Source organism: Bacillus sp. FSL M7-0003 (assembly GCF_038628485.1).
Classification (GTDB): Bacteria; Bacillota; Bacilli; order Bacillales; family Bacillaceae; genus Bacillus; species Bacillus safensis.
In genome coordinates this window covers 3,020,062-3,037,167 of record NZ_CP152024.1, presented here as the reverse complement: position 1 = coordinate 3,037,167, position 17,106 = coordinate 3,020,062, and the positions used below count along the sequence as shown (strand labels likewise).

The following is a 17,106-nucleotide window of genomic DNA, read 5'->3' as shown; positions in this document are numbered from 1 at the left end:
TGGGGAGGTGTCACGGCTGATGGACACACTGCAGCAATTATGGACGTATTATCAGCAGAACGGGTCATATGTGTTAGAAGAATTTTATCGCCATTTTCTCATGTCGGCGTATGGGGTGTTGTTTGCGGCGATTGTCGGGATTCCAGTAGGCATCTTTGTGGCGCATTACCGCAAGCTGAGCAATTGGGTCTTTGCCATTACCAACGTCATCCAAACGATACCGGCATTAGCGATGCTTTCCGTGTTGATGCTTGTATTAGGACTTGGCGCAAATACAGTCATCCTATCACTCTTTCTGTATTCGCTTCTGCCGATCATCAGAAACACGTATACAGGCATTGTCAGCATTGAACATGCCTATTTAGAATCAGGTAAAGCGATGGGCATGACGAAATGGCAAGTGCTGAGAATGGTTGAACTACCGCTTGCTTTATCAGTCATTATGGCTGGTTTAAGAACCGCACTGGTCATTGCCATCGGAATTACAGCGATTGGAACATTTGTGGGCGCGGGAGGTCTTGGTGATATCATCATCAGAGGGTCAAACGCCACAAACGGAACAGCCATCATTTTAGCAGGTGCGATTCCAACTGCACTTATGGCTATTATCGCTGACCTTGTCATGGGCTGGCTCGAACGCTATTTAAGCCCGACAAACAAGAAAAAAGAAAGAAAAGCGTTAGCTGAAAAAAACATCACATCTGCTTAAGCAGTTGAAAAGACAAAACCTCCCTTACATCGCTGTAAGGGAGGTTGTTTTATGATGATCAGGCGGTTCGAATGCTGGTTTATGATTCAAGCGTGATCCATTCAGAGGACCACTTCGCAATTTCCTCAAAAACGGGTGCAAGTGAACGCCCCATATCTGTTAAAGAATACTCAATGCGCACGGGTGTTTCAGCAAAAACCTCCCGTTTTACAATACCTGCTGCTTCCAGCTCTTTTAATCTCTCAGATAATACTCTTCCGCTTAAATTTGTCAGAGCCGCCTCAATTTCACTAAAGCGCTGCTGACCTGAGAGAAGCTGAAAAACAATCAGTGCCACCCAGCGTTTACTCAATAACTCAACTGCTTTTTCAAACCGCGGGCACATGTCAGATTGATTCATCTTTCTTCACTCCAATCTGAACCCATTATACCGTAAATCTGTCATAAATCGGCGCAAAAAGCTTAAACATTTATGAGGACGAACGGCTGTTTAACATAAATAACAAATAGCGGTTGAGGTCCTCTATTTCTTTTTTCGAAAGGGTTGACCATATGTCACCATCAAATATTTCGAGATCACCAAGTTCATATTGCGCTGCGGCTTCCTTTATTTTGGATAAAGCAAGATCATCTTCCCTAAGCTGTTGGACAGAAGCGGCTTCCTCAATATAGCCCGCAGCCTGCATCATGTCTTCATAAGGTACCTTTAACGCACCAGCTAACTTTTTAATCGTAGGAGGTTTCGGAATGCCGCGTTTCCCGTTTTCAATACGAGATATACCGGCAGCGCTGACCTCAGAATACATCGCTAATTGGTTCACCGACAGCTTCTTTTCCTCACGTAATGCTCTTAAATATGCACCAAAGTTCATTAACGCAAAACCTCACATGGTTATAGATTCGATATGTCTATTTTACTTGATTTGTTGACTATTGGCAATAAGTGCACCATGAAAATATTGACATTAGTTAATGGTGGATGTACATTAGGTTTATGCCCCGCTATTTGTTCACCTTTTTTGGTTGATGAGCGTGAGAAAGTATTCATTCAGCTGGCTGATGTCTTGTGCGGAGAGCCTTTCCCATTTGTCCCCGTCAAAAATGGGGAGATGTTCTACATCCTTTTGAAGCGCCGTTTGATAGATTTTTAACATGGACTCATATTTCGGTTTCATTTCATGAACTTGTTCCTGTTCAATATGACCGGCAAGCAGCATTAAATCCTCATAAGGCACCTTCAAAGCGTGTGCTAATTTTTTTATGGTTAAAGGCTTTGGCACACCGCGCTTTCCATTTTCAATACGAGAAATACCAGCAGCGCTGACACCTGAATACATGGCAAGCTGATTGACCGACATTTTTCTATTTTCTCTTAAAATGCGTAATTGTTCACCAAAGTGATTCATGACATCGAACCTCACATTTCAGTATATGACTTATTTTAGTATGATCATTGACCAAAGGAAATAGCAGAGGGGTAAAAGTGTTGACATAAGTTAATGAATCTGCTTGATGTGAAAGTCTTACATGTTGTACATAATGATTCCATAGGAGGTTGTAATGATGGTCGAAAAGATTCAGATCAGGCGGGCTTTTGTCATGCAGTATATGATCGAGAACGATATGTCGTTAAATCAGCTCGCTGATGAAATTGGCATCTCTCCTGCCACACTTAGCAGGGTATTAAATGGTCACCGAAAACCGGGACAGCTTGTCATTGGCAAAATGATTCATTACTTTGATAAAAAATTTGAAGATCTATTTTACTATGAAAATGTTGACAAAAGTCAATGAGTGATATCATCATCAAGGAGGAAATGTCATTGAAAAGGACTGGGATGGTCAGACACATTGATTCTCTCGGCAGAATTGTACTGCCCTCAGAAATGCGCAAGGTACTCAATATTAAAGAAGAGCAGCTGTTAGAAATTTTCATTGAAGATCAAACCATTATGCTGAAAAAATATGATGCAGATAAGAGCTGCCTGTTAACGGGACAAGTGACGAAGTACAACAAAAGCTATGGAAATGGGAACGTGATGCTGAGTCCTGAAGGAGCTGAACGTTTGTTAGTAGAATTAAAACAGCTATTGAAGGAAGAAGCAACTCATTAAAATGTGTTTTTAACCGAAAAATTTCATATAAAAATGCTGCAATCAGCACTTTGGAACGAAATTGTATCAAAATAACGAATCAAGTCGACAATATATAGGAAATCTTTATTTTGATGTTTCGTGACATGCACCTTGTTTTCATGTAAAATAAAGTTATGTGTACCAGTTTGTCTGGAGGTGTTTTCATGCACGCATTTGTTATCACATTACTCGTAATTGTCAGTATCGCACTTATCATCGTTGTATTACTACAATCAAGTAAAAGTGCTGGACTGTCAGGCGCTATTTCAGGTGGAGCCGAACAGCTTTTCGGTAAGCAAAAAGCGAGAGGCCTTGACTTGATTCTTCACCGATTAACGGTTATTTTGTCAGTGCTTTTCTTCATCTTAACACTTGCATTGGCATATTTAGGCGTGTAAAGCGCGAGTAACAGAAGGTCTGATCTTTTTTCAGACCTTTTTTTATTATCAGCACTCTTTTGTGTTTGTTTCATACATACAAGTGGAAAATATAAACCATATCAGAAGGAAAGGAAGTCACATCATGAAAGTTGTTACACCAAAACCATTTACGTTTAAAGGTGGAGAAAAGGCGGTGCTTCTTCTTCACGGTTTTACTGGGAATACAGCCGATGTTCGAATGCTTGGCCGTTATTTGAACGAAAGAGGATATACATGCCATGCACCTCAATATAAAGGACACGGTGTGCCGCCAGAAGAGCTTGTCCATACAGGCCCGGCTGACTGGTGGAAAGATGTAGAAGAAGGCTATCAATTCTTAAAAGATGAGGGCTATGAGGAGATTGCAGTTTGCGGACTATCCCTCGGAGGAGTTTTTTCATTGAAATTAGGTTACACTGTACCTGTAAAGGGAATTGTACCTATGTGTGCACCTATGTACATAAAAAGTGAAGAAGTCATGTACCAGGGTGTACTAGATTATGCCCGTAACTATAAGAAATTTGAGGGTAAGTCAGAGGACCAAATTGAACAAGAAATGGAAGCGTTCAAGAAAACACCAATGGATACACTGAGGAGCCTGCAAGAACTGATTGCAGATGTCAGAAACAATGTCGACATGATCTATTCACCTACTTTTGTTGTGCAGGCACGTCACGATCATATGATTAATACAGACAGTGCGAATATCATTTATAACGAAGTAGAGACAGATGATAAGCATTTGAAATGGTATGAAGAATCAGGCCATGTCATCACGCTTGATAAAGAGCGGGAGAAGGTTCATCAGGATGTCTATGCATTCTTAGAATCACTTGATTGGTCAATTTAAATATATAGGGGGTTAGAGTGTGCAAAAAGAAGAATTTATGGATGAATTACTCGCTTTTATGAAAGAAGAAGCATATAAACCGTTAACTGTTCAAGAGCTGGAAGTCATGATGGAGATTACCAATCCTGATGATTATAAAGAGCTCGTCAAAGCACTTGTGACGCTGGAAGATCAAGGACTCATCGTTCGCACGCGCAGCGACCGTTACGGTGTACCAGAAAAAATGAATTTGGTAAAAGGAAAGCTGTCTGCTCATGCAAAAGGATTTGCATTTGTAACGCCTGAAGAGTTTGGACAGGATGATATTTTCATTCCGCCAAATGAGTTAGGCACAGCGATGAATGGCGATACCGTCATGGTGCGTGTCAGCCACAAATCAAACGGCACGAAAAAAGAAGGAACGGTCATCCGCATTCTGGAGCGTAATACTCAGACGGTTGTCGGTACCTATACAGAAACGAAAAGCTTTGGCTTTGTCATTCCTGATGATAAAAAAATCACAAACGATATCTTCATTCCGAAATCCGCTAAAAACGGTGCGGTCGAAGGTCATAAAGTCGTTGTGACGCTGACAAGCTACCCTGAAGGAAGAATGAGTGCAGAGGGTGAAGTGACTGAAATCCTCGGTCATAAAAATGACCCTGGCATTGATATTTTGTCGATCATTCATAAACACGGTCTGCCAGGTGAGTTCCCAGAAGAAGCACTTCAGCAGGCAGTAGACACACCGGAAACAATTGATGAAAAAGACCTTGAAGGCAGACGCGACTTGCGCAATGAAACGATTGTGACGATTGACGGTGCAGATGCAAAGGACTTAGATGATGCCGTAACCGTGCAAAAGCTGGATGATGGCAAATATAAGCTTGGCGTGCACATTGCAGACGTTTCTCATTATGTCACAGAGAATTCTCCGATTGATCAGGAAGCTTATGAACGTGGAACGAGTGTCTATCTCGTCGACCGCGTCATTCCGATGATTCCGCATCGTTTGTCAAACGGTATTTGTTCATTAAATCCAAAGGTCGATCGTCTCACCCTGTCTTGTGAAATGGTTATTGATCGTAACGGGAAAGTCGTCAAACATGAGATTTTCCAAAGTGTGATCAAAACGACAGAGAGAATGACCTATTCCGATGTGAATAAGATTTTAGTCGACCAAGATGAAGAGCTTCTAAACAAATATGAGCCGCTAGTGCCGATGTTCCAAGAGATGGAGAAGCTTGCAGAGATTCTTCGTGACAAACGAATGGAGCGCGGAGCTGTAGACTTTGACTTCAAGGAAGCAAAAGTACTTGTAGATGATGAAGGCGCTGCGAAAGATGTTGTCATTCGTGAGCGTTCCGTTGCAGAGAAATTAATTGAAGAATTCATGCTTGTTGCAAACGAAACGGTTGCAGAGCATTTCCACTGGATGAATGTTCCGTTCATTTACCGAATTCACGAAGAACCAAATCCTGAGAAACTTCAGCGCTTTTTAGAGTTCGTGACGACGTTTGGTTACATTGTGAAAGGGACGTCAACGAACATTCACCCGCGCGCACTTCAAAGTGTCCTCGATGCTGTCAGGGATCAACCAGAAGAAGTCGTCATTCAAACTGTGATGCTTCGCTCTATGAAACAGGCGAAGTATGATCCAGAAAGCATTGGCCATTTTGGATTATCAACGGAATTCTATACACACTTCACATCACCGATCCGCCGTTACCCGGATTTAATCGTGCATAGATTGATTAGAACCTATTTGATTCAGAAAAAGACAGATGAAGCGACCTTAGAAAAGTGGGGCCAGCTGCTGCCTGAAATCGCAGATCATGCTTCTACAATGGAGCGCCGCTCAGTCGATGCAGAGCGTGAAACAGATGACCTGAAAAAGGCAGAGTTTATGCTAGATAAAATCGGTGAAGAGTTTGATGGCATGATTAGTTCCGTGACGAACTTCGGACTATTCGTTGAACTGCCGAATACGATAGAAGGTCTTGTCCATGTCAGCTACATGACTGACGACTACTATCGCTTTGATGAACAGCACTTTGCCATGATCGGTGAACGTACAGGGAATGTCTACCGTATCGGTGATGAAATCACTGTCAAAGTCGTGAATGTCAATAAAGATGAGCACTCAATTGATTTTGAAATCGTCGGTATGAAGGGCACTCGCCGTAAATCACCAAAAGATTTCAAGTTCAAAAAACGAACAGATCCACCAGCGAAAAAAGGCCGTGGAGGTCAAAAAGCCTCTGGGGAAAAAGGCAAAGAGGATAAAAGCGGAAGTGACTGGTTCACAAGCCGTAAAAAGAAGAAAAAGAAAAAACGCGTATTTGAAAACGCACCGAAACAAAAACGCAAAAAGAAAAAGTAACGTGCCAAAAAGCAAATAGGGCATCCCGCTCTATTTGCTTTTTGACCACATGGCGTCAGCATTGTCGAAAGCTGGATTGTTTGATAAAATAATCCGTACGATTTGGACCGTGTTTGTGCAAAAGGAGGGTGTACGCCAATGCCAAAGGGAGAGGGAAAGGTTGTTTCCCAAAACAAAAAAGCAAATCATGATTACTTTATAGAAGAAACGTATGAAGCCGGTCTTGTGTTGCAAGGAACTGAAATCAAATCGATTCGTGCTGGAAAAGTGAATTTAAAAGATTCCTTTGCCAAAATCGAGCGAGGAGAAGTGTTCCTTCATAACATGCATGTGAGCCCATACGAGCAGGGGAACCGTTATAACCATGATCCGCTGAGAACGAGAAAGCTGCTTCTTCATCGAAAGCAAATCAGTAAATTGATTGGTGCGACGAAGGAAGAAGGCTATTCACTTGTGCCTCTGAAACTCTATTTGAAAAATGGCTTTGCCAAAGTGCTGATCGGAATCGGAAAAGGGAAGAAGAAATACGATAAACGTGAAGACTTGAAGAAAAAAGATGCAAAACGTGAAATCGAACGTGCCTTCCGTGATCGTCAAAAGCAATTCTAGCCTGATGCTGATGGCTTGCTGAGAGCGGAAGCATTATGCTACAATATGTTATGCAGTAAACAATCAGCACTGTTTTGACAGAAACCACCAGTTGTTTCGAGCAGTGAGATTGTTATAATAGTTATATACGGAAGCAGTGAAGCTGAACTTCCATCCCGTATATCCCTTTTACAAGGGGACGTTACGGATTCGACAGGGATGGTTCGAGCTTAGGCTGCGAGCCGAGAGGCGATCTCGTTAACACGCACTTAAATGTAACTGGCAAAACTAAAAGTTTTAACCAAAACTTAGCACTAGCTGCCTAATAAGCGCAGCGAGCTCTTCCTGACATCGCCTATGTGTCTGTGAGGAGCCCAATGAAGTAGGCTACGCTTACGTTTCCGTCTGAGGACGTAAGAAGAGATCCATCAGACTAGCTCTCCAAGCGCCCGTCAGCAGGCATGAGGATGAGTGAACACAAAATATGTTGACTACGCTCGTAGACGCTTAAGTAATCGATGTCTCTGGACGTGGGTTCGACTCCCACCGTCTCCATAATTTTAAATTAAAAAGGCCCCTTTCTAGAAAGGGGCCTTTTTTAATTTAAGAAGTTAAGTTAACTAGCCTTGAAAGTTAATAATAAATATTAACTTTTAAGTTAGTTTTGATTTTGATATTTAATGTTTTTGAATTTATTGACATTTTTGATTGGGTTATTCCTACAAGGAATAACCGGAGTTTCTTTAATTATTTTACTTATGTACGGTTTCTCAAAGAAGACTGCACCAACCGAACAAACAAAGGAAAAACGACAACCACCGCAATCATCATCAAAAATCCATCCGGCATAAGTTTTACAAACGTTGTCTGAATCATATAAACCGCAATCAGCAGCAAGTAACTGATCAAAAATAACAATCCAGAACTTCTCTTTTTAAACGGTTTTTCTAAAAGAATCAGCATAAACAGCCCCGTCATAATCATCCAAAAAGTCATATTCCTTTCGAGTCTCCTCTCCATTCATCCCCACATTGTACAGATATTTCTCCGAACGCAACATACTTCTCCCTCAAATTAAGCAAAAAGTAGTGAAAATATAAGGAATCACGAACCGATGACGCCTGAAATTTTACAAAAAACCTCCAACCAATTCAAAATCACATCTTCCCATTTGAGACGTCCTCATATATAGTAAGATTAGACTAGTTCTAAATAACTGAAATTGGGGCGTTTACATGGATTCGATTGTTTTACATTTTATTGTGATCATGAGTGTTTCTGGCATTCTGTCCGTGATATTATCAATCATTGCTCATGCAAACCGCCATCGATATATTGGCTGTCAATTGTTTATGTACATGTCTGGAGCAACTGCGATTTATATCTTTGGGCATACGTTTGAATTATTGGCTCGTACTCCTGGAGAAATCATGTTCTGGGTTTGTTTTCAATACATAGGTCTTCCGTTTATCGCACCGCTCAGTCTGCTGATTGTGCTGCAATTTACGGGGTTCCATCAATATTTAACAAAGCGCCGCGTGCTTCTCATCTTATTGATTCCAACTCTCACAACCATTATGGTGTTCACCAACTCTTTACATTCACTCTTTTATCGAAGCATCACGATGAATCCAGTAGATGGGTTTTTATTGGCTGATTTTACGATTGGCTATTGGTATATCATTCATGGCGTTTATACGTTTGGCTGTTCGATGCTTGCTATCTTTATGCTGCTTTGGTTTTTACGTGTCACAAAAAAAGAATATTTAAAGCAGATTCTGATACTGTTAGTGGGAATGTCATTACCAATTTTGACTTCTTTTATTTATTTATTAGGCGTTACACCCCTACATATTGATCCGGTTCCTGTGGTGATGTTTATCACCAACGCACTCTATTTATGGGCAATTATGTCGTTCCAGCTCTTTAAGCTGTCTCCCATTGCAATGGAGCGTGTGTTTGAGCATATGTCTGAAGGGGTTCTGATTTTAGATCGATATCGGACACTCATTGACTACAATCCCGCTGCTGCATCGATCATTCCAGCACTTGCGAATAAAAAGGGAATTGGCCATAAAATCGACGATATTTTCTCAGCAATCATCAAAGATTCAGCGTTCATTCAATGGCTGCGCTCTCCGCAGGATCATTCGCAATATGATTTAATGTGGAAAAAGGAAAAAGACCAGTCCTGCTATTATCATCTGACCGCTTCGTCTCTATTTAATAGAAGAGGAGAGATCGAAGGCAGGCAAATAGTGATCAGTGATGTAACAGAGCAGCGTTTGCTGCAGGAAGAGCTGGAGCGTCGTGCGTATATCGATGGTTTGACGAATATTTTCAATCGTTCTTCTTTCATCGAACGAACGCAGATGATCTTGGAAGAGGATGCACAGGATACGGCTGTTATGCTGTTTGATATTGATTTCTTTAAACAAATCAATGACACACACGGACATCATATCGGGGATGAAGCGCTGCGTCATGTTGTCTCTATTTGTCAGGAGCATTTACAAATGGATGATTTATTTGGACGATATGGGGGAGAAGAGTTTGCCATTTGTCTGCCTCATCAGTCATTTAAAGAGGCATGTCATATCGCGGAAAAAATAAGACATTCGTTTGAAGCAAGTTTCTTTACAAATGATGAAGAAAAAGTGCGAGTGACAGCGAGCTTTGGAATTGCTCACACAGCCAATGATCCTTGTGTATTAGAGACACTTCTATTTGAAGCGGATCAGGCCTTGTATATGTCAAAACGCCAAGGACGGAACCGGATTTATGCATCCACTGGTAAGGGCCATGTGCTGTATCAAGAGCAGGATCTTCCGAATTGACTGTTGTCCTGACATTCGATATGATAAACATAACATTTGAACGGTTTCCTAAAGGGGAGTAGCTTTTACGGTTTGGTCGTCATTACAGAAACATCCGTTGTTTCTCGGCTATTCCGGCATGAACAATGTTAGCCAGACCTTTGCCTATCACACATGAGGCAAAGGTCTGGCTATTTTTAAGGTCTTTTTGCATCTGTGTGATAGAGAAGCGGAACAAATGATGCTTTTAATCCTACAGATGAAAGGATGATCGATCTTGAAAAAATATGTGATGGCTTTCCTATTTTCCGGAACGCTTGTATTAAGCGGGTGCTCCGGCTTGCTTGATCAGGTCAACGATACAACGACATATGTCACTGAGGCAAATGACTATGTGACAGACATTCAGCAATTTACAGAGGATTTTCCAAAACTCGCTGAAGAAGCTGTGCAAAATGCCGCCAAAAAAGCAGAATTAACGCAGCAGCTTGAATCATTGAAGGCAGACATTCAAGATTTTAATGAAGTCACAGCGCCAAAAATGGCAGAAGACCTGCATGCGCAAATCATTGAAAAAAATAAAGTGCTGTCAGAGGAAATCCAAACGTATTTACAGCAATTGAAAGCAGGCGATATCGATGTTGCCGCCATACTGGAGGATCAGCAGGGATTGATGAAACAGCTTCAGCAATCCGTCAATCTTTTGCAGGATATCGAACAATTAACAAATTAGGACAAACACAGCTTTATATGCGGTGCTCAGCATATCTTTGCCTTTTCCGGTGGAGATATGCTTTAATTTAGGTACAGACAAGTCATAATGGAAAAAAGGTGATCACATGACAGAACATGAAGAAAGACATATGGCTTCGCCTAGAGCCGAAAAGGAAAAGGACCAATTGATCAATCGCTTAAAACGAGTGGAAGGACAAGTGCGCGGGATTCAGCAAATGATTGAAAACGATCGTTACTGTATAGATGTTGTGAATCAAATCTCCGCAGTCAATGCGGCTTTGAAAAAAGTCAGTCTTCATTTGATGGAAAAGCATACACACCATTGTGTTGCAGATGCTATCAAGAGCGGCAATGGGGATGAAGCCATTGAAGAGTTAATGACAGTCTTTACGAAACTGACAAAATCGTAGCATTTATGTTTACATCTATACCCTACTAGGGTATAGTAAATTGTAGAAAATGATTGATGGAGGCGATGAGAAGTGGAACAAGCAACACTTCAAGTGCAGGGCATGTCTTGCGGACATTGCGTGAAAGCAGTCGAAGGAAATGTAGGAGAATTAGCAGGTGTTGAATCTGTGAAAGTCCATTTAGACAAAGGACAGGTGGAGGTTTCATTTCACCCGGATCAAGTCACGTTACACCGTATCTCCGATGTGATTGAGGAACAGGGATATGATGTTGTATAAATAAGTATACGTGCTGCAAAACAGCACGTATTTTTTTCAAAATATAATACCCCCATGGAGTATGTGGAGAGGTGAGATCAATGAAAAAGGAAATTGATTTTCAAATTACGGGGATGACCTGTGCTGCCTGTGCAGGCCGCATCGAAAAGGGATTGAATAGGCTGGAAGGTGTGGAGGATGCCAGTGTGAATTTGGCGCTTGAAACTTCTCATATCATTTATGAAACTGAGCAGTTAACACCAGATGATTTGAAGCGAAAAGTTCAATCTCTTGGCTATGATGTGGTGATGGAGCAAGCAGAATTTGATATAGAGGGAATGACCTGTGCAGCTTGTGCAAACCGAATCGAGAAAAAAATTAACCGAATGGACGGTGTCGATCACGGGTCTGTAAACTTTGCCCTTGAGACACTTCAGGTCACATATCATCCGGGCCAAACGTCTGCAAATGACATAAAAGATGCGGTGCAGTCTATTGGGTATTCTTTAATAGAACCAGCTGCAGATCAAGCGGAGGAAGGAAAAAAAGATCACCGGCAAGCTGCAATAGAAAAGCAAACGGCACGCTTTTTATTCTCGATGATTTTATCACTGCCGCTTCTTTGGGCAATGGTCAGCCATTTTTCTTTTACGTCTTTTATTTGGCTGCCAGAAGCGTTTATGAATCCATGGGTACAGCTGGCGTTAGCAGCGCCGGTGCAGTTCATTGTCGGCTGGCCCTTTTATGTAGGTGCGTATAAGGCTTTAAGAAATAAAAGTGCCAATATGGATGTTCTTGTCGCACTTGGGACATCTGCCGCGTTTTTCTATAGTTTATATGAAAGCATTCAGTCAGCGATTAGAGGCACACATGAGGCAGCCCTCTATTATGAAACAAGTGCTGTCCTCATTACGTTGATCGTGCTCGGAAAATTAATGGAAGCAAGAGCAAAAGGAAGATCATCAGAAGCGATTCAAAAGCTGATGGGCTTACAGGCGAAAGAAGCGGTTATCGAGCGAGATGGCAAACAGATGACTGTGCCTATTTCTGACGTGAAAGTGAATGATCTTGTGTTTGTCAAACCCGGGGAAAAAGTGCCGGTAGATGGAGAAATCATAGAGGGGACAACCGCAATAGATGAGTCCATGATTACAGGAGAAAGTCTGCCTGTTGATAAAACAGCAGGAGATATGGTCATTGGGGCAACGATCAATAAAAATGGATTCATCAAAATAAAAGCGACTAAAGTCGGGAAAGAGACCGCTCTTTCACAGATTATCCGAGTCGTAGAACAAGCGCAGGGCTCAAAGGCACCGATTCAAAGAATGGCAGATCAAATATCAGGGATATTTGTTCCTATTGTTGTAGGAATTGCTGTGCTCACATTCCTCATATGGTTTTTCTTTGTTGATCCAGGAAATGTGACGTCAGCACTTGAAACCTTTATAGCCGTCATTGTCATCGCATGTCCGTGTGCGCTCGGCCTTGCGACACCAACCTCTATTATGGCTGGCAGCGGCCGTGCGGCTGAATCAGGCATTCTGTTTAAAGGCGGAGAGCATTTAGAAGTGACTCAATCACTCGACACGGTGGTGTTAGATAAAACAGGGACTGTGACAAAAGGAGAGCCTAGTCTGACAGATGTACTGGCATATGCCAATTGGACAGAAGATACGCTGCTGCAGCTAGCAGGATCGGCAGAACAGCAGTCGGAACACCCGCTTGCCCGGGCGATCACAGACGGTATGAAGGAACGAGGTCTTGAAGCGGTCGAGGTTGAAGCGTTCCAAGCAGATCCAGGTCATGGAATTGAAGCAAAGGCAGCAGGACACAAGCTTTTGATTGGAACGCGTAAGCTATTACAGAAACATCATATTCAATATGAGCAAATGGAAGCATCTGTCACAACGCTGGAGGAGCAAGGGAAAACAGCTATGCTCGTTGCGATTGACGGAGAATTCGCCGGCATTGTCGCGGTTGCAGATACAATCAAATCATCCTCTCCACAAGCCATCGCTCGTCTAAAAGAGCAGGGGATTCACGTTGTGATGATGACAGGTGATAATAAACTAACAGCAGAGGCGATTGCGAAACAGGCGGGCATTGATCATGTCATTGCTGAAGTGCTGCCTGAAGAAAAAGCGGCTCACATTGCAGCGCTTCAGGAACAGGGAAAGAAAGTCGCCATGGTCGGAGACGGTATCAATGATGCCCCAGCCCTTGCAACAGCGAATATTGGGATGGCTGTGGGAACAGGGACAGACGTTGCCATGGAAGCAGCAGATATTACGCTCATGACGGGAGATCTCCATGCCATTGCAGATGCGCTGGAATTTAGTAAAAAAACAATGAGAAACATTAAACAAAACCTATTTTGGGCGCTTGCCTATAACTGTATTGGGATACCGATTGCTGCATTTGGTTTCCTTGCGCCATGGCTTGCAGGAGCAGCAATGGCCTTTAGTTCCGTGTCCGTTGTGCTGAATGCGCTCAGATTGCAGCGATTGAAGCCAATTAGAGAGGGAGTGGCAGAATGAAGCTGAATGTCAAATGGATTTGGACCGTTAGTGCATTGTTCTACGTTGCTCTTGTGCTCATTGGATATACGATTTATGATGAATTTTTTCCAAATCAACATACACCAAGTGAACAGATGCAAAATCATTAAGACTTCGCCAAAAGCGAAGTCCCAGCATGTAGACAAACTCTTTTCGCATTCTTTGTCAGGTCTGTGCGCCAGTGCTCACGAATGTCTATTCGCTCCGCGCTGGTGCTCGACCTTCCTAGACTTCAAAGGTTTTCTATCACGCTGAAAAGAAGACAACGTGTGAAAACAAAATCATTTTAACACGTTGTCTATATATTCTAAGACTTCGCCAAAAACGAAGTCTTTTTTTTACAATATTGTGGAAAAACCCACCTTTTTAAAGATTTTTCATAAAAAATTCACTTCTTTTTGTTCCTTTTTGTCGTTTTTTGTAGGTTCGTCGTTAAGATGCGATTAAGCAACAAAGAAAGCGTTATCAAAAAAAGGGGGTTCACGTATGAAAAAGTTAGGGTTAGCTTCTCAAATACTCATTGCACTTGTTCTGGGTGTTGTCGTAGGAGCGCTGTTTTATCAAAATGAAACCGTTATTAATGTGTTAACGCCGATTGGCGATATATTCATCCATTTAATTAAAATGATCGTTCTTCCAATTGTTATTGCTGCATTGATTGTAGCAGTTGCAGGTGTTGGAGATATGAAAACGATCGGAAGACTCGGCGGGAAAACCATTCTTTACTTCGAGATTGTGACAACGATTGCATTAGCAGTTGGACTGCTTGCAGCAAACGTCTTCCATCCGGGTACAGGAATTGATATGAGCAACATGGAGAAAGGTGATATCTCTAAATATGAAGAGACATCTAAGGCTTCTTCTGAAAAAGCGACTTTCTCTGAAACGTTGGTGCATCTTGTACCGACAAACGTTTTCCAATCCATTGCAGAAGGTGATCTATTACCAACCATCTTCTTTACAGTCTTATTCGGATTAGGAATTGCCGCAGTTGGAGACAAAGGAAAACCAGTATTAGGATTCTTTGAAGGTATACTCGAAGCCATGTTCTGGGTGACCAATAAAGTGATGAAGTTTGCACCATTTGGTGTATTCGCGCTCATCAGTGTGACGGTGATCAAATTCGGGGTCGGAGCGCTTCTCCCGCTAGGCAAACTGGTACTTGTCGTTTACGGTACAATGGCATTCTTCGTCATTGTTGTACTTGGCATTATTGCGAAAATGGCTGGAACAAGCGTCTTTACACTATTTAAAGTATTAAAAGAAGAAATCATTCTTGCATTCTCAACAGCAAGTTCAGAGGCTGTACTGCCTAGATTAATGGACAAAATGGAGAAGTTCGGCTGCCCGAAAGCGATCACGTCGTTCGTTATTCCAACAGGCTACACCTTTAACTTAGATGGAAGTGCCATCTATCAATCCATTGCTGCGATATTTGTTGCACAAATGTACGGCATGCCGCTTTCCATCTATGAGCAAATTACGTTACTATTAATTTTAATGCTGACATCTAAAGGAATGGCTGGTGTACCAGGTGCATCGATCGTTGTTGTCATCACAACTCTTGGTGCTATGGGACTGCCGCTTGAAGGACTTGCCTTCATCGTTGGGATCGACCGACTTCTTGACATGGTTCGTACAACAGTGAATGTATTTGGTAACTCACTTGCAGCCATTGTCATGTCTAAATGGGAAAAAGTATTTGATCAAGAGAAATCGAAGAAGTATATTGAGGAATTAAAACAACAAACAAAAGCAGCGTAAAAAAGGAGATCTTTTCAAATGACGAAGCTACAGGACAAGCAAGTTCGAATCGAACGTGACTTTCTAGGTGAAAAGGAAGTAGACACTCAAGCATATTATGGAATTCAAACATTACGTGCAGTGGAGAACTTTCCAATTACAGGCTACCGTATTCATGAGGAACTCATCAAAGCATTAGGGATTGTCAAAAAGGCAGCCGCACTTGCAAATATGGATACTCAGCGACTATATTCTGGTCTTGGAGAAAAAATTGTTCAAGCCGCAGATGAGGTCATCGAAGGAAAATGGAACAATCAATTTATTGTCGATCCAATTCAAGGCGGGGCTGGCACTTCAATGAATATGAATGCCAATGAAGTCATTGCAAACAGAGCGCTTGAACTACTAGGAAAGGAAAAAGGCGCTTATACTGAGCTAAGTCCAAACACGCATGTGAACATGTCGCAGTCAACAAACGACGTTTTCCCAACAGCGATTCATATTTCAACATTGAATATGATTGAAAAACTACTTTATACGATGGAAAACATGCATCAAGTCATGACCGAAAAAGCGCAGGAATTCGATCATGTCATCAAAATGGGACGCACGCATCTTCAGGACGCTGTTCCAATCAGACTTGGACAAGAGTTTAGTGCTTATGCAAAAGTTCTTGCTCGTGATATTAAACGTATCAAGCAATCTAGACAGCATTTATATGAAGTCAATATGGGTGCAACAGCAGTCGGAACTGGATTGAATGCAGATCCTAAATATATTCGCCAAGTAGTTGGCTACCTATCTGACATTAGCGGATTACCGTTAGTTGGTGCTGAAGACTTAGTCGATGCAACGCAAAATACGGATGCTTATACAGAAGTATCGGCTGCACTTAAAGTATGTATGATGAACATGTCCAAAATGGCGAACGATATTCGTCTGATGGCTTCAGGTCCAAGAGCAGGCTTTGGTGAGCTGCACCTGCCGCCGAGACAGCCAGGTTCATCCATCATGCCAGGGAAAGTCAACCCAGTTATGCCTGAGGTCATGAACCAAGTGGCATTCCAAGTCATTGGGAACGATCACACAATCTGTCTTGCATCAGAGGCTGGCCAGCTTGAACTGAATGTCATGGAACCAGTATTAGTGTTCAACCTGCTTCAATCTCTCAGCATGATGAAAAATGTATTCGAGTCCTTCGTGGACAACTGCTTGCGTGACCTAAAAGCAGATGAATCTAGATTAAAAGAATATGTAGAAAAGAGTGCCGGTGTCATGACGGCGGTGAACCCGCACATTGGTTATGAAGCGGCTGCACGAATTGCAAGAGAAGCCATCCTTACAGGCGCATCTGTACGTGAGCTTTGTCTGCAAAATGATGTGTTAACAGAGGAAGAGCTTGATGTCATCTTAAATCCTTTTGAAATGACAAAACCAGGTATTGCTGGTGCATCACTTTTAGAAAAGGATCGTTTAGAAGATTAAGCGGCATCATGAGAAGCGCACACCGGCAAAGTTCCGGT

Annotated in this window: 19 protein-coding genes and 1 other RNA gene; 16 read left to right on the top strand and 4 right to left on the bottom strand. The window is 42.1% G+C overall.

The window, feature by feature from the left end:
• Positions 1-19: 19 nt before the first annotated feature.
• Complete coding sequence (locus MHI23_RS15695; protein ID WP_034280931.1) at positions 20-709, top strand: ABC transporter permease; 690 nt, start codon at positions 20-22, stop codon at positions 707-709.
• Positions 710-788: 79 nt separating this feature from the next.
• Here the strand turns inward: MHI23_RS15695 and MHI23_RS15690 are convergent, their stop codons facing one another.
• The 3 genes from MHI23_RS15690 to MHI23_RS15680 all read right to left on the bottom strand — a co-directional run bounded on the left by MHI23_RS15690 (position 789) and on the right by MHI23_RS15680 (position 2,115).
• Positions 789-1,109 carry a helix-turn-helix domain-containing protein gene (locus tag MHI23_RS15690; RefSeq protein ID WP_024423485.1) on the bottom strand — a complete coding sequence of 107 codons (321 nt, stop codon included), beginning with the start codon at positions 1,107-1,109 and terminating at the stop codon, positions 789-791.
• A 70-nt stretch (positions 1,110-1,179) separates the two neighbouring features.
• A complete protein-coding gene (locus MHI23_RS15685) occupies positions 1,180-1,581 on the bottom strand; it encodes a transcriptional regulator (RefSeq protein ID WP_034280930.1) in 402 nt (133 codons plus the stop codon).
• A 138-nt stretch (positions 1,582-1,719) separates the two neighbouring features.
• Entirely contained in the window at positions 1,720-2,115 is a 396-nt protein-coding gene (locus MHI23_RS15680; protein ID WP_034280928.1) for a helix-turn-helix transcriptional regulator, read from the bottom strand.
• Between the two features lie 154 nt (positions 2,116-2,269).
• Here MHI23_RS15680 and MHI23_RS15675 point away from each other — a divergent pair, with 154 nt between their 5' ends.
• From MHI23_RS15675 to ssrA, 7 genes are all read left to right on the top strand, one after another.
• Complete coding sequence (locus MHI23_RS15675; protein ID WP_024719830.1) at positions 2,270-2,503, top strand: helix-turn-helix transcriptional regulator; 234 nt, start codon at positions 2,270-2,272, stop codon at positions 2,501-2,503.
• Between the two features lie 29 nt (positions 2,504-2,532).
• A complete protein-coding gene (locus MHI23_RS15670) occupies positions 2,533-2,823 on the top strand; it encodes an AbrB/MazE/SpoVT family DNA-binding domain-containing protein (RefSeq protein ID WP_024423481.1) in 291 nt (96 codons plus the stop codon).
• Between the two features lie 185 nt (positions 2,824-3,008).
• The gene (gene secG, locus MHI23_RS15665; RefSeq protein ID WP_003212746.1) at positions 3,009-3,242 is read left to right on the top strand and encodes a preprotein translocase subunit SecG; all 234 of its coding nucleotides are present in this window, start codon (positions 3,009-3,011) and stop codon (positions 3,240-3,242) included.
• A 124-nt stretch (positions 3,243-3,366) separates the two neighbouring features.
• The gene (locus MHI23_RS15660; RefSeq protein WP_024423480.1) at positions 3,367-4,113 is read left to right on the top strand and encodes a carboxylesterase; all 747 of its coding nucleotides are present in this window, start codon (positions 3,367-3,369) and stop codon (positions 4,111-4,113) included.
• Between the two features lie 19 nt (positions 4,114-4,132).
• Positions 4,133-6,475: a ribonuclease R gene (gene rnr / locus MHI23_RS15655; RefSeq protein WP_024426057.1), complete on the top strand. Its 2,343-nt coding sequence runs from the start codon at positions 4,133-4,135 to the stop codon at positions 6,473-6,475.
• 138 nt (positions 6,476-6,613) lie between these two features.
• On the top strand, positions 6,614-7,084 hold the full coding sequence (gene smpB, locus MHI23_RS15650; RefSeq protein ID WP_012011279.1) for an SsrA-binding protein SmpB: 471 nt from the start codon (positions 6,614-6,616) through the stop codon (positions 7,082-7,084).
• 174 nt (positions 7,085-7,258) lie between these two features.
• Positions 7,259-7,621: a transfer-messenger RNA gene (gene ssrA / locus MHI23_RS15645) on the top strand.
• A 198-nt stretch (positions 7,622-7,819) separates the two neighbouring features.
• On the opposite strand, the gene MHI23_RS15640 is transcribed toward ssrA, so the two are convergent.
• The gene (locus MHI23_RS15640) at positions 7,820-8,059 is read right to left on the bottom strand and encodes a hypothetical protein (RefSeq protein ID WP_342492074.1); all 240 of its coding nucleotides are present in this window, start codon (positions 8,057-8,059) and stop codon (positions 7,820-7,822) included.
• A 239-nt stretch (positions 8,060-8,298) separates the two neighbouring features.
• On the opposite strand from MHI23_RS15640, the gene MHI23_RS15635 reads away from it, so the two are divergent.
• The 8 genes from MHI23_RS15635 to aspA all read left to right on the top strand — a co-directional run bounded on the left by MHI23_RS15635 (position 8,299) and on the right by aspA (position 17,068).
• Positions 8,299-9,900 (top strand): histidine kinase N-terminal 7TM domain-containing protein, encoded by a 1,602-nt coding sequence (locus tag MHI23_RS15635; protein WP_024426055.1) that lies wholly within the window; start codon positions 8,299-8,301, stop codon positions 9,898-9,900.
• Positions 9,901-10,156: 256 nt separating this feature from the next.
• Positions 10,157-10,612 (top strand): DUF6376 family protein, encoded by a 456-nt coding sequence (locus tag MHI23_RS15630; RefSeq protein WP_125586059.1) that lies wholly within the window; start codon positions 10,157-10,159, stop codon positions 10,610-10,612.
• A gap of 106 nt (positions 10,613-10,718) precedes the next feature.
• Positions 10,719-11,024, top strand: coding sequence for a metal-sensing transcriptional repressor (locus MHI23_RS15625; protein WP_012011272.1), 306 nt, complete (start codon positions 10,719-10,721; stop codon positions 11,022-11,024).
• Between the two features lie 72 nt (positions 11,025-11,096).
• Positions 11,097-11,303, top strand: a complete 207-nt coding sequence (gene copZ / locus MHI23_RS15620) for a copper chaperone CopZ (protein WP_024423475.1) — start codon at positions 11,097-11,099, stop codon at positions 11,301-11,303.
• 80 nt (positions 11,304-11,383) lie between these two features.
• On the top strand, positions 11,384-13,819 hold the full coding sequence (locus tag MHI23_RS15615; protein WP_342492073.1) for a heavy metal translocating P-type ATPase: 2,436 nt from the start codon (positions 11,384-11,386) through the stop codon (positions 13,817-13,819).
• Entirely contained in the window at positions 13,816-13,950 is a 135-nt protein-coding gene (locus MHI23_RS15610) for a hypothetical protein (protein ID WP_258011093.1), read from the top strand. Before MHI23_RS15615 ends, MHI23_RS15610 begins: the two co-directional genes overlap by 4 nt.
• 376 nt (positions 13,951-14,326) lie before the next feature.
• Positions 14,327-15,604 carry a cation:dicarboxylase symporter family transporter gene (locus tag MHI23_RS15605; RefSeq protein ID WP_024423473.1) on the top strand — a complete coding sequence of 426 codons (1,278 nt, stop codon included), beginning with the start codon at positions 14,327-14,329 and terminating at the stop codon, positions 15,602-15,604.
• A gap of 18 nt (positions 15,605-15,622) precedes the next feature.
• Positions 15,623-17,068, top strand: a complete 1,446-nt coding sequence (aspA, locus tag MHI23_RS15600) for an aspartate ammonia-lyase (protein WP_024426050.1) — start codon at positions 15,623-15,625, stop codon at positions 17,066-17,068.
• Positions 17,069-17,106: the final 38 nt, after the last annotated feature.

Coding starts and splice junctions, on each gene's coding strand:
- MHI23_RS15605 (WP_024423473.1), top strand. CDS start 14,327: ATGAAAAAGTTAGGGTTAGCTTCTCAAATACTCATTGCACTTGTTCTG.
- secG (WP_003212746.1), top strand. CDS start 3,009: ATGCACGCATTTGTTATCACATTACTCGTAATTGTCAGTATCGCACTT.
- MHI23_RS15685 (WP_034280930.1), bottom strand. CDS start 1,581: ATGAACTTTGGTGCATATTTAAGAGCATTACGTGAGGAAAAGAAGCTG.
- MHI23_RS15625 (WP_012011272.1), top strand. CDS start 10,719: ATGACAGAACATGAAGAAAGACATATGGCTTCGCCTAGAGCCGAAAAG.
- MHI23_RS15635 (WP_024426055.1), top strand. CDS start 8,299: ATGGATTCGATTGTTTTACATTTTATTGTGATCATGAGTGTTTCTGGC.
- MHI23_RS15675 (WP_024719830.1), top strand. CDS start 2,270: ATGATGGTCGAAAAGATTCAGATCAGGCGGGCTTTTGTCATGCAGTAT.
- smpB (WP_012011279.1), top strand. CDS start 6,614: ATGCCAAAGGGAGAGGGAAAGGTTGTTTCCCAAAACAAAAAAGCAAAT.
- MHI23_RS15690 (WP_024423485.1), bottom strand. CDS start 1,109: ATGAATCAATCTGACATGTGCCCGCGGTTTGAAAAAGCAGTTGAGTTA.
- aspA (WP_024426050.1), top strand. CDS start 15,623: ATGACGAAGCTACAGGACAAGCAAGTTCGAATCGAACGTGACTTTCTA.
- MHI23_RS15615 (WP_342492073.1), top strand. CDS start 11,384: ATGAAAAAGGAAATTGATTTTCAAATTACGGGGATGACCTGTGCTGCC.
- MHI23_RS15695 (WP_034280931.1), top strand. CDS start 20: ATGGACACACTGCAGCAATTATGGACGTATTATCAGCAGAACGGGTCA.
- MHI23_RS15640 (WP_342492074.1), bottom strand. CDS start 8,059: ATGACTTTTTGGATGATTATGACGGGGCTGTTTATGCTGATTCTTTTA.
- MHI23_RS15660 (WP_024423480.1), top strand. CDS start 3,367: ATGAAAGTTGTTACACCAAAACCATTTACGTTTAAAGGTGGAGAAAAG.
- MHI23_RS15610 (WP_258011093.1), top strand. CDS start 13,816: ATGAAGCTGAATGTCAAATGGATTTGGACCGTTAGTGCATTGTTCTAC.
- MHI23_RS15680 (WP_034280928.1), bottom strand. CDS start 2,115: ATGAATCACTTTGGTGAACAATTACGCATTTTAAGAGAAAATAGAAAA.